Consider the following 10,463-nt stretch of genomic DNA (forward strand, 5'->3'; position numbering starts at 1 on the left):
GTTTGGTTTCAATCGCCCGCTTACCGCGCCCTGCGGGCCGGGGCCCCCCGGGGGGGGCGGCCGGCCGCCGGCCCCCCCCCCCCCCCCCGGGGGGGCGCCCCCCCCCGGGGGGGGGGCCCGACGACGCGACGGAGGAATCACCGCCCCTTGGTCGGGCCGGATCGGCCCTTAGGCCGGATGCCCGCGCCCGGATGCACCGCATGTCCCGGCCCCCACAAAATCCTGATCATGTGGAGATCCTCGAGAACTCGATCCGCTCATCGTGCAATGCGCCGCGGCAGTGCCCGCCACGCCATAGCCTCGACCGCTGCCTGTGGCCTTCTCCTGACGATCGCCACGGCATGCGGTGACACGACCGCGGGGAGGAGCCCCGGTGGTGCACCGGGCACCAACGGCCCGGCGTCCGCCTCCCCCCGCTCCGCGAAACCCGACCGCGTTCCCGGCATCGGAGACCGGATGTGGCGGCAGGTCCCCGCCGACACTCGCCAGGTGGTGGCCGTGTACGGGGACGACAGGGACTCACCCGACGGCGTCGTCGCCCTCTACGAGAAGCGGGGCGAGACCTGGAAACAGACCGGCAGCTGGCCCGCCCACAACGGCAGGCTGGGCTGGTCGACCGACCATCGGATGGACGACGAGCGCAGCCCCGTGGGCGTGTTCACCCTGACCGACGCGGGCGGCGTGCTGGCGGACCCGGGCAGCCGGCTGAAGTACCGGCAGGACGACCACGCCTTCGCGTCCACGATCTACTGGGACGAAGACCACGAGCACGACTTCGACTACGTCATAGCCATCGACTACAACCGGATCAAGGGCACTCCGCCCTACGACTGGTCCCGGCCCCTGGGTGTGGAGAAGGGCGGGGGCATCTGGCTGCATCTGGACCACGGTGACGGTACGTCGGGCTGTGTCACCGTCCCGGAGTCCGGGATGAGATCGCTGCTGCGCACCCTCGACCCCGCACGTCACCCCGTCGTGGTGATGGGTGACAAGGATCGCCTCAAGCGCTGACTCCGCACCATCGGTGAGCGAGTGAACCTCGGGGGCTCGCTCCACCCCTTCCAGGCAGGGCAGGACCGACCGCATGGCGACGACGGACCGGAGCCCGACGGGCGCCGACCTCCCCGTCCTGTGCAGATCAGCCCGTTCAGAGGTCGAGGACCACTTCGGTCGTCGGTTCGCTGCAGCAGACGAGGACGGTGCCGGGTTCGGGCGGTTCGAGGGGCTGCGTGGTGTAGGTGGTGTCGCCCGACACCACGTGGGTGACGCAGGTGTGGCATACGCCGGTGCGGCACGACCAGCGGGTGGGGACGTCGCAGGCCTCCGCGAGGTCGAGGAGGGAGGCGTGGGCCGGTGACCACGGTGTGGTGACGCCGCTGCGGGCGAAGGTGACGAGCGGGCCGGTGCCTTCGGGGCCGGGTGGTCGGTGCGGTCGGACCGCGGCGGTGGGCGTGACGCCCGGATTGATGGCGGGCAGGGCGCTGAACTGCTCCACGTGGATCCGCGCGGAGTCCAGGCCGAGTTCGCGCAGGAAGCCGCCGACGTCGTCCATGAAGGCGGTCGGTCCGCAGAGATAGGCGTCGGCGTCGGCGGGGATGCCCAGGGCCGCGAGCGAGCGGGCGCTGGGGCGGCCCTGGCCGATGTGGGCCTCGTCGGGACGGAGGGAGGCCTCGGCCGTGTAGGAGACGTGCTCATGGGCCTGGGGGAGTTGGGCCAGGAGCGCGTGGACCTCGTCCGCGAAGGCGTGGTGGGCGCGGTCGCGTGCGGTGTGGATCCACCAGACGGGACGTGGGTCGCGTACGGCGGCGAGCCCGTGGAGCATGGCGAGTACGGGAGTGACGCCGATGCCCGCCGACAGCAGGACGACCGGCCCGGTGCCGTCCTCGAGCACGAAGGTCCCGCGGGGACAGGCGATCTCCACGAGGTCGTCGGCGTGCAGACGCGTGTGGAGATAACCGCTGACCAGCCCGTGCGGCTCGTGCTTCACGCTGATGCGGTACGAGCGGTCCGTGGGCGTGGAGGACAGGGAGTAGCTGCGCACCGCGGGGGCGCCGTCGCCGACGGCGACGCGGATCGAGAGGTACTGGCCCGGGCGGGAGTCCGGCAGTGGTGTGTCGTCGGTGGCGTCGAGGTGGATGGACGACACGGCGGGGGTCTCGGGCACGATCCGGGCGACGCGCATGGTCTTGAATCCAGGCCATCCCGGCACCTCTCTGGGCTGCTGCGGCTCGGCGCGCCCGCCGGGCCAACCCGGCTCCTGCTTGGGCTGCTGGGCGGCCGCGAGTTCCCGGAAGGACTGCTGCCATCCGGGGCTCAGGGCGGGGATGCCGAGAGCCCTGCGCAGCTTGGTGGGGTCGCGGTCGGGCAGGTAGAGCAGCGCGTCGGTGTCGGCGACGCTGAGCTCGTGCGGGCCTCTGCGGGTGAGGGTGATCTCGTCCCCGGCCTGGACGTGGCCTTCGGAGATGACACGCAGGTAGAAGCCGGGGCGGTGGTGGGCGACCAGCAACGAGGCCATGGTCGGTTCGCCCAGGCGCATGCCGACCCGGTAACAGGTGACGCGGGGCTGGCTCACCTCGAATTCGGCGTCGCCGATGCGGTACCGGTCGCCGATGCACACCTCGTCGTCGGGCAGGCCGGAGACGGTGAAGTTCTCGCCGAAGCTCCCGAAGGACAGGTCGTCGCGGCCGAGGTGCTTCTGCCAGTACTGGTAGGACTCCAGCTGGTAGACGAGAACGGCGCGCATCTCGCCGCCGTGTCCGGCGAGGTCGCCCTGTCCGTCTCCCGCGATGTTCAGCCGCCGCACCATCCGGGGCCCTTGGACGGGAGATTTCCAGGCCCCGGTGTGGACGGTCCTTCCCTGCCAGGAGACGTCCTTGGGCATTCCTACGTTGACGGACAGCAGCGTCGCCATCGCGGACCTCCTGCGGGGGCGGCAGGGACGACAGCCCCTCATGGCGTGGTGATCTGGGCGCTCGGGCCGATCCTAATTCTTGTGCGGGTACCCTCGCGATTCCGCGCCACGGCGCGCGCCCCGGCCTCAGGTGCCGGAGGCTGGGGCGATGGGAGAGGCTGCTCACGGAGCACGCGGGTCGGGAAACGGCGGACGACGCGGGTCAGGGGCCGACGGACCCGACGTAGCCGGAGGACCGGACGCGCCCGGAGGCGAGGGACCGCACAAGTCACGCACCGACGGGCCGGCCGAGCCGGGAGGCGACAGTGAGCACGGGCCGGGAGCCGACGGACCGGACAGGCCGGGCGGAGGAGCCACGTCGTTCGGCGTGGAGCGCGACCCCACCCGGGTGGTCGCCTTCAGCGACGGCGTCGTCGCCATCGCCATCACACTGCTCGTCCTGGAGATCCATCCGCCGCGGGACACCAGCCACCTGCTGCACGACCTCGCCGCGCTGTGGCCGTCCTACCTGGTGTACGTCGTCACCTTCATGCTGATCGGGCAGGTGTGGGTCAACCACCACATCATGTTCGACCACGTCCGCAGCGCCGACCGGGTGGTGTTGTTCTTCAACACCGTGCTGCTGATGGACGTGGCCTTCCTGCCCTTCGCCGCCTCGGTCCTGGCCGAGGCCTTCCGTGACGGACACGGTCAGCGCACCGCCGTGGTCCTCCATGGCGTGGCCTTCGCATTCCTGGCCGTGCTGTTCAACGTCATCTGGTGGCACGTCCGCCGACGCCGCCTGCTTGCCGCCTCCCTCGAACCGGCCGGTGCGGCGGCGATCGGCCGGCGCTTCCGGCTCGCCGTCGCCTGGCTGGCCACCGGAACGCTGATCGGCGCGGTGCTTCCTGTGCTCGGCGTGGCCGTGATCGCCGCCTTCATCCCCTACTACTGGCTGCCCATCGCGGGCGAGATCGCCAGGGTGAAGCGTCGGCGCGGCCGTGGGAATCAGGCGTGACACCCCGGCGGCCCCGCCCGCCGACGCGGAGTCACTCGGCGGCGGCGTCGCGCGTGCGCCGGTAGTGGCGCCGGGCCTTCATCCGGTTGCCGCACAGGGCCATCGAGCACCATCGGGCCTTGTTGGTCTTGCTGCGGTCGAGGAGGAAGCGCCGGCACTCGGGATTGGCACACGGCCGGAGCCGACCGGGCATCGTCTCCTGCAGCGCGCTCCACGTCATGACCGCTTCCACCGCCATACGGCGCTCCGCGGGGGCGTCCAGCTCCCAGGAGACGCCCGCGGGCGACAGATGCGGGCGGGAGATCACGTCCTCGAGGAGCGGTGCCAGTGAGGTGGCGGGCCGGCTTCCGCGCACCACGTCCTGAAGGGCGTCGCGTGCTCGCAGAAGGTACCGGTGCTCTCCAGGGCCGCCGGTGCCGCCGTGGGCCTGCTGCCAGGGCCCGGCCGCCTCCGGATCCGCCAGTCGGTCCTGGACCTCGTCGCGCACCACCGGAGTGCTGTTGAGGAGCTCCAGCAGGGTGTCCTGTTGTTCTCGGTCGGCCACTCTCACACCTCCTAACCTGCTCAGGTTGCTTGACAGGTTACATGAATCCTTCGCGCTAACCAGAGAGGGTCCATTCGGGGGTTAGTTGCGCTCACGGTCGCGATGTCCGGGTTCAGTGGGTGAGAGCGTGGACTCGCATCGACCTAACCAGTAAAGCTGGCTTGACAGGTTAGTCTTGGCGTGCTCGACTGGTTATGTAACCGCTGAAAATCGATGGAGAGGTTATGGACATGACTGTCGAAGTCCACCACCGCACCGCCACCGTCGACGGCCTCGACGTCTTCTACCGGGAGGCGGGGGACCCCGGGGCACCCGCCGTCGTCCTCCTGCACGGGTTCCCGACCAGCTCGCACATGTTCCGCCATCTCATCCCGGCGCTCGCCGACCGCTACCACGTCATCGCGCCCGACCACATCGGGTTCGGCCAGTCGGCCATGCCGGGCCTGCAGGACTTCCCGTACACCTTCGAGGCCCTGACCGACGTCACCTCCGGGCTCCTCCGGCAGCTGGGCGTCGACCGGTTCGCCCTGTACGTGCAGGACTACGGCGCGCCCATCGGCTGGCGGCTCGCCCTCCAGACGCCCGAGCGCATCACCGCGGTCATCACCCAGAACGGCAACGCCTACGAGGAAGGCTTCGTGAAGGCCTTCTGGGACGGACTCTTCGCCTACGCCGAGGCGCCGGGACCCGGCACCGAGGCACCCGTGCGCGGCGCCCTCACCCCCGAGATCACCCGCTGGCAGTACGTGAACGGCGTCCCCGACCCCACCCTGGTCAGCCCGGACAACTGGGTCCACGACCAGGCACTGCTGGACCGGCCCGGCAACGACGAGATCCAGCTCAAGCTGTTCCGCGACTACCCGACCAACGTGGACCTCTACCCGCAGGTCCACCAGTACTTCCGCGATGCGCAGGTTCCGCTGCTGGCGGTCTGGGGCGCCAACGACGAGATCTTCGGCCCCGCAGGCGCGGAGGCGTTCGCCCAGGACCTGCCCGACGCCGAGATCCACCTGCTCGACTCCGGGCACTTCGCCCTGGAAAGCCACCTCGGCACCATCGCCGGCCACATCCGCGACTTCCTCGGCCGCGTCCTCGCCTGACGCGCACGGAGCCGGTGGCCGCGAGGCGGAACCCTGCCCGCCGCGCCCGGCAAGGGGCCCTGGCGGTCGTGCCCCGCCCGGCCCGGCACACCTTCGGCGCCACCCCGCAGGCCGTGCGCACCGCCCGCGACGTCGGCGGTGCGAGCCCTCGACACATGGGGCGGCTGCCGACGCCGGGACGACATCCGACCCTGCTCCCGCAGGCCCGCGAATTCCAAGTCCCGTTGCTCCAGCACTCCTTGATCCTCGCCAACCGTCAAAGCACCGCGGGGCGCGGCCGTTCGCCCACCCCCATCCCCGGAAGGAACCGCCATGGGACTGTCCTGGCAACAAGGCCCCCTCGCCGACGGAGCGATCGGCCACTTCCTCACCCCGCACCCCATGCCGGAGCGCCTGCTGTTCGCCGAACGGTTGCGCCGCCGCATGCGCGTGAAGTTCAACGGCTCCTGGATCGCCGACAGCGAGAACGTCGTCCTGCTCCACGAGCCGGGCCGCTACCCCGTGGCCTATTTCCCTCGTGCGGACGTCGACGCGCAGGCCCTGGTCGCGAGCGGCAAGGTCACCCGGCACAAGGACCTCGGCGACACCTCCTGGTACGCGGTGCGCGCCGGCGACCGGACCACCGAGCGCGCCGCCTGGGAGTTCACCGCACTGCCCGGGCACGCCACCGAACTCCAGGACCGCATCGCCTTCGCCTGGCGGGCGATGGACGCCTTCTACGAGGAGGACGAGCGCATTCTGGGGCACGCCGCGGACCCGTACCACCGCATCGACATCCGCAACACCTCCCGCACCCTTGAAGTCCGCCTCGGCGACACCGTGGTGGCCCGGTCCGAACACCCCGTCGTGCTCTTCGAGTCCGGGTTCGCGCCGCGCTGGTACGTCCCCCGCGCCGATGTCGACGAGAGCCGGTTGCGGCCGGTCGAAGGGCAGACCTTCTGCCCTTACAAGGGCCTGTGCGACTACTACGACATCGGTGACGCGCGCCGCGCCGCCTGGTCGTACCGCAACGCCTACCGGGAGGTCGACCGGATCGACGACCTGGTGTCCTTCGAACCCGACCAGGTCGAGGTACGCCTGGACGGCACACGTCTGCACCTCGAACCCGGGCAGCAGGTCGTCCCCCACGGCATCGACCGCGGCCTGGAGGTCGACGAGGTCGAGGCGCACTGACCGGACGGCCGACCGAGCTCTTCGCGCCGACCGACACCTTCATGGCCGGCACCTGCCTGCCGGTCGACGGCGAGCGGGCTCCCGTCCGACCCGTCCCTCACCGCGGGAACATGACGAGGGCCCGGTCGGCCCCGTACCGCCGAAGCACCAGGGCACCGCGAGCACAGCGCCGACTCACGGTCGCTGCGCCCACACCTCCGGGCCCCCGCCGTGCCACTCGATGAACGGCGAGTCCGCCACGTCGATCTCGTCCAGCCCGGCCCACCCCGCCGATCGCAGGAACGTGGCGAGGTCACGCAGGCCGTAGGCAATGCCCATGGACTCCCCGTCGACGACGACCTCACGGCCGCGGGGGTCAGCAGGAGGGCGGACGATCACGGAGCGCTCAACCATGAGCATCACCTTCACGTCGCGTCGCGGCCGCCGCAACAGGAGGGGGCCTCGCGAGCGACCCCTCGGGAGCCGTCTTGAGGCCCGCTGAGGGACGTGCCCAGGGTGCGCTCCCGGGAAAGCGCTGCTTCCCTGTCAGGGCACGCTCAGCCCACCGCAAGGAGCGATCATGACTGTCGCGGGTGAACCGGGACGCCGCGCCGAGCACATGCGCGCGCAGGCCGAAGAGCTGGAGCAGAAGGCCCGCCACGCCGCGGACCAGCAGGAGCAGGAACGCCTGATGGGCAGGGCACGGCAGCTCGGACAGCAGAGCGAGCGGGTGGGCGACACCCCCGGCCGTGACGAGGAGGATCCGACGGGGTAGTGGGGGCGGTGTGCCGTCAGGGGGTGACCGTCACCCGTCGGCAGCGCCTGGAGAGACGGGACGGGCTGCGATGCCCGCGGTAGGGATGCCGCAGCCTGGGTAACCGCCATGGGTCGGGACGGGCCGCAACCGACGCCGCCACCCGCACGCGCGGCGCCACTCCGGCCGGCAGGGCCCTCCCGCCGCACCGCAGCCGGCGAAGGGGCGGCCGTTTGCGCCGCGCGCCCGGGACGGATGTCATGCCGAAGACCGATGGTGGCAGCCGAGGAAGCCCCCGAGAGGACGCGATGACCTCCACCCTGGACATCCGCGTCGGCAGCCGGACCGTATCGGCCCGCCGGCCCGACAAGACGCTGTTCCCCAGCGACGGCATCACCAAAGGGGACCGCGGTCGCGCCCTACTCGGTGCGCGCCCTCCCCGGAGCTCCGGTCGCAACTCCCCTGACCTGGGACGAGGTCGAGGATCCGGCCATCGACGCCCGCAGCTTCAGCGCCGACTCCATCGCCGAGCGACTGGATTCCGACCCGTGGAGCGACGTCCTGAAGCGCCGCTGTTCGATCCGCGCCGCCCGTCGGCGGCTCGACGAGAGCTGACGGCAGGCTCCGCCACGGTGGGCCACGCCGCCCGAGCGCCCCCGAAGATTCGCGGGAACCGATGGGTGACGTCCCCGCTCGGGGGAACTCGGCAGCTTAGAAGGCATGACAACCGCAGGAGGCACGCCATGATCGCCCTCGGCATCATTCTGCTCATCATCGGTCTCATCACAGGGATCTCGATCCTGTGGACCATCGGGCTCATCCTGGCTGTGGTGGGCGTGGTCCTGTGGGTCGCGGGATCCATGGGGCACGCCGTCGCCGGCCGCCGCCACTATTGGTGAGCCGACCACCGTCCCACTCCGTCGCCGGGGCCGGCCAGAACCCGGCCCGGACCGCGTCGCCGACGACGTCGCGGCGAACGGAGCGACGACGCTGCGGACGACGGAGTGGGACACGAAAGCAGGGCCGTGTGCGGGTACGGCGCCGCCCGGGCCTAGAGTTCGCGCAGCGCGGGCAGCAGCGTCTTCTGCGCCCAGTCCAGGAACGGCAGCTGTGACGCACCGCCGACCTGGACGAGGGCGATCTCGGTGAAACCCGCCTCGACATACGGTCGTACGGCCTCGACGAACACCTCCGGGTCGTCTCCGCACGGGATCGACTCCGCCACGTCCTCCTCGCGCACGTACGCACTGGCCGAGGTGAAGGCCGCGGTCCCCGGGAGTTCGGAGTTCACCTTCCAGCCGCCGCCGAACCAGCGGAACTGCTCGTGCGCCCGCCGTACCGCGGCATCGCGATCGGAGTCGTGGCTGACCGGCAGCTGACCCACACGCGGTTTGCCGGCACCCCCGTGCTCGTCGAACGCCGCGACGAGGCCCGCGTCCGGCTCGACGGCGACCATCAGATCGGCGAGCCGCCCCGCGAGCCGGCAGGAGTGCCGCCCGGAGACGGCCACGCCGATGGGCGGCGCAGTGTCGGGCAGGTCCCAGAGCCGGGCGGACTCGACGTCGAAGTGTTCGCCGTGATGATCGACGTAGCCTCCGCCGAACAGCGCCCGGATGACCTCCACCGCTTCGGCCAGCATGTCCTGGCGCACGTCGGCTGCGGGCCAGCCACCTCCCACGACGTGCTCGTTGAGGTTCTCGCCAGAGCCGAGCCCCAGCCGGAAGCGGCCGCCCGACAGCAGTTGCATCGTCGCGGCCTTCTGTGCGACGACGGCCGGGTGGTAGCGCATCGTCGGACAGGTCACGTACGTCATCAGGGGAATCCGTGAGGTGGCCTGCGCGGCCGCGCCCAGCACGCTCCATGCGTAGGGGGCGTGGCCCTGCTCGTCCAGCCACGGAAAGTAATGGTCCGACGTCAACGAGAAGTCGAACCCGGCCTCCTCGGCCCGGACGACATGCGCCACCAGGTCCTGGGGGCCGGCTTGCTCGGTCATCATCGTGTACCCGAAAAGAGCCATACGCGGCGAGTACCCGGTTTACCGAGAGGCACAGGTTGCCGCCCGGTGCGGGCAAGCGCAGGGTGAAAGCATGGGCGGGAGCGTGTCGTCCTTCCCGCGCCGCAACGAAGCTCGAGAGGTCGCGGTCCAAGTGAGCAAGGGCAGTGCCAAGGCGAAGCAGGTCAAGGGCAAGATGAAGCAGACCGTCGGCAAGGCCGTGGGCAACAGGTCCCTGAAGCGGGAGGGCCAGGCCGAGATGCTGGGCGGCAAGGCACAGGAGATGGCCGAGAAGGCAGCGCACAGGGCCCGCAGGATGATGGGGCGCTGACCCGGCACGTCGCAAGCCATGGGGCGCCGACCCGGCACGTCGCAAGCCGTGGGGCGCCGACCCGGCACGTCGAAGGCCGCACGCGACGACGGGCATCGTCCGCCACTCCACGTGTCCGACGAGGGCGGGTGGCTGCGGACCCGACTCGGCGGCACCACCGCGTCCACCGAGCGCGAGTCGCCGGCCGACCGCACGGGCGTGCTCAGAGGCGCGGTGCGGATCGGCCGACCACCACGGCCACTTCAGCACCACGTGTTCAAGGGCCTTCCGGGTGACCCGCGCCGGGGTGTAGGGACAGGAGAGGCTGACGACGTCGCCCATCCGCAGATCCACTGTCACCTTCGGCCTCCAAGAACGACACGCCCCGTCGAGACAGTACGGCCGACGGTGCGGCAGGATGCGGGCGGGTGCGGTGCGGCCACGCGGGAGAATGTGTCTCCCCGGCGGTTCCGAGCCGGGGAGAGGCCCCAACCCTCCGCTCGTCGTGGGAGTGTGAGGGCTGCTCAAGCAGAGGACGTCGAAGGGAGAACGGGACGTGGCCGTCGGGAACGGTGCGCCATTGCGACTGACGCGGATGCACCGGGTTCTCATCGGCGTGGTCGTCACCGGTGCGGTGATCATCGCCGGTATCGGCTTCGCCGGTTCGTACGCCGCCGTCCGCGAGCTCGCGATCAAGAAGGG

Annotated in this window: 13 protein-coding genes; 9 read left to right on the forward strand and 4 right to left on the reverse strand. The window is 71.0% G+C overall.

The features are described 5' to 3' along the window. Nucleotides 1–456: 456 nt before the first annotated feature. A complete protein-coding gene (locus ACZ4IF_RS43415; protein ID WP_467574486.1) occupies nucleotides 457–1,011 on the forward strand; it encodes a L,D-transpeptidase family protein in 555 nt (184 codons plus the stop codon). 136 nt (nucleotides 1,012–1,147) lie between these two features. Here ACZ4IF_RS43415 and ACZ4IF_RS43420 read toward each other — a convergent pair whose 3' ends face one another. Next, entirely contained in the window at nucleotides 1,148–2,911 is a 1,764-nt protein-coding gene (locus ACZ4IF_RS43420; protein ID WP_467574489.1) for an MOSC domain-containing protein, read from the reverse strand. Nucleotides 2,912–3,278: 367 nt separating this feature from the next. Here ACZ4IF_RS43420 and ACZ4IF_RS43425 point away from each other — a divergent pair, with 367 nt between their 5' ends. Beyond that, on the forward strand, nucleotides 3,279–3,908 hold the full coding sequence (locus ACZ4IF_RS43425) for a TMEM175 family protein (protein ID WP_467574494.1): 630 nt from the start codon (nucleotides 3,279–3,281) through the stop codon (nucleotides 3,906–3,908). A gap of 31 nt (nucleotides 3,909–3,939) precedes the next feature. Here ACZ4IF_RS43425 and ACZ4IF_RS43430 read toward each other — a convergent pair whose 3' ends face one another. After that, the gene (locus tag ACZ4IF_RS43430; RefSeq protein WP_467574497.1) at nucleotides 3,940–4,452 is read right to left on the reverse strand and encodes a CGNR zinc finger domain-containing protein; all 513 of its coding nucleotides are present in this window, start codon (nucleotides 4,450–4,452) and stop codon (nucleotides 3,940–3,942) included. Nucleotides 4,453–4,682: 230 nt separating this feature from the next. Here ACZ4IF_RS43430 and ACZ4IF_RS43435 point away from each other — a divergent pair, with 230 nt between their 5' ends. Together ACZ4IF_RS43435 and ACZ4IF_RS43440 are read left to right on the forward strand one after the other, a co-directional pair. Next, complete coding sequence (locus ACZ4IF_RS43435; RefSeq protein WP_467574500.1) at nucleotides 4,683–5,552, forward strand: alpha/beta fold hydrolase; 870 nt, start codon at nucleotides 4,683–4,685, stop codon at nucleotides 5,550–5,552. 312 nt (nucleotides 5,553–5,864) lie between these two features. After that, nucleotides 5,865–6,725 carry a DUF427 domain-containing protein gene (locus tag ACZ4IF_RS43440; RefSeq protein ID WP_467574503.1) on the forward strand — a complete coding sequence of 287 codons (861 nt, stop codon included), beginning with the start codon at nucleotides 5,865–5,867 and terminating at the stop codon, nucleotides 6,723–6,725. 174 nt (nucleotides 6,726–6,899) lie between these two features. On the opposite strand, the gene ACZ4IF_RS43445 is transcribed toward ACZ4IF_RS43440, so the two are convergent. Further along, nucleotides 6,900–7,118, reverse strand: a complete 219-nt coding sequence (locus tag ACZ4IF_RS43445; RefSeq protein ID WP_345644949.1) for a hypothetical protein — start codon at nucleotides 7,116–7,118, stop codon at nucleotides 6,900–6,902. A gap of 166 nt (nucleotides 7,119–7,284) precedes the next feature. On the opposite strand from ACZ4IF_RS43445, the gene ACZ4IF_RS43450 reads away from it, so the two are divergent. The 3 genes from ACZ4IF_RS43450 (at nucleotide 7,285) to ACZ4IF_RS43460 (ending at nucleotide 8,357) form a co-directional block, all read left to right on the forward strand. Next, on the forward strand, nucleotides 7,285–7,479 hold the full coding sequence (locus ACZ4IF_RS43450) for a DUF6381 family protein (protein WP_467574509.1): 195 nt from the start codon (nucleotides 7,285–7,287) through the stop codon (nucleotides 7,477–7,479). A 405-nt stretch (nucleotides 7,480–7,884) separates the two neighbouring features. Beyond that, a complete protein-coding gene (gene ligD, locus ACZ4IF_RS43455; protein ID WP_467574512.1) occupies nucleotides 7,885–8,073 on the forward strand; it encodes a non-homologous end-joining DNA ligase LigD in 189 nt (62 codons plus the stop codon). Nucleotides 8,074–8,201: 128 nt separating this feature from the next. Further along, nucleotides 8,202–8,357, forward strand: coding sequence for a DUF6131 family protein (locus ACZ4IF_RS43460; RefSeq protein ID WP_345644946.1), 156 nt, complete (start codon nucleotides 8,202–8,204; stop codon nucleotides 8,355–8,357). 152 nt (nucleotides 8,358–8,509) lie between these two features. Here ACZ4IF_RS43460 and ACZ4IF_RS43465 read toward each other — a convergent pair whose 3' ends face one another. Further along, nucleotides 8,510–9,475: an LLM class F420-dependent oxidoreductase gene (locus tag ACZ4IF_RS43465; protein ID WP_467574515.1), complete on the reverse strand. Its 966-nt coding sequence runs from the start codon at nucleotides 9,473–9,475 to the stop codon at nucleotides 8,510–8,512. 130 nt (nucleotides 9,476–9,605) lie between these two features. Between ACZ4IF_RS43465 and ACZ4IF_RS43470 the strand changes: the two genes are divergently transcribed. Both ACZ4IF_RS43470 and ACZ4IF_RS43475 read left to right on the forward strand, forming a co-directional pair. After that, nucleotides 9,606–9,782: a CsbD family protein gene (locus tag ACZ4IF_RS43470; RefSeq protein ID WP_345644943.1), complete on the forward strand. Its 177-nt coding sequence runs from the start codon at nucleotides 9,606–9,608 to the stop codon at nucleotides 9,780–9,782. Nucleotides 9,783–10,356: 574 nt separating this feature from the next. Next, a partial coding sequence (locus ACZ4IF_RS43475) for a DUF2637 domain-containing protein (RefSeq protein ID WP_359504666.1) occupies nucleotides 10,357–10,463 on the forward strand: 107 nt, incomplete at its 3' end.

This window comes from Streptomyces sp. NPDC025784 (assembly GCF_055558435.1).

Coding starts and splice junctions, on each gene's coding strand:
- ACZ4IF_RS43420 (WP_467574489.1), bottom strand. CDS start 2,911: ATGGCGACGCTGCTGTCCGTCAACGTAGGAATGCCCAAGGACGTCTCC.
- ACZ4IF_RS43440 (WP_467574503.1), top strand. CDS start 5,865: ATGGGACTGTCCTGGCAACAAGGCCCCCTCGCCGACGGAGCGATCGGC.
- ACZ4IF_RS43450 (WP_467574509.1), top strand. CDS start 7,285: ATGACTGTCGCGGGTGAACCGGGACGCCGCGCCGAGCACATGCGCGCG.
- ACZ4IF_RS43445 (WP_345644949.1), bottom strand. CDS start 7,118: ATGGTTGAGCGCTCCGTGATCGTCCGCCCTCCTGCTGACCCCCGCGGC.
- ACZ4IF_RS43460 (WP_345644946.1), top strand. CDS start 8,202: ATGATCGCCCTCGGCATCATTCTGCTCATCATCGGTCTCATCACAGGG.
- ACZ4IF_RS43435 (WP_467574500.1), top strand. CDS start 4,683: ATGACTGTCGAAGTCCACCACCGCACCGCCACCGTCGACGGCCTCGAC.
- ACZ4IF_RS43415 (WP_467574486.1), top strand. CDS start 457: ATGTGGCGGCAGGTCCCCGCCGACACTCGCCAGGTGGTGGCCGTGTAC.
- ACZ4IF_RS43465 (WP_467574515.1), bottom strand. CDS start 9,475: ATGGCTCTTTTCGGGTACACGATGATGACCGAGCAAGCCGGCCCCCAG.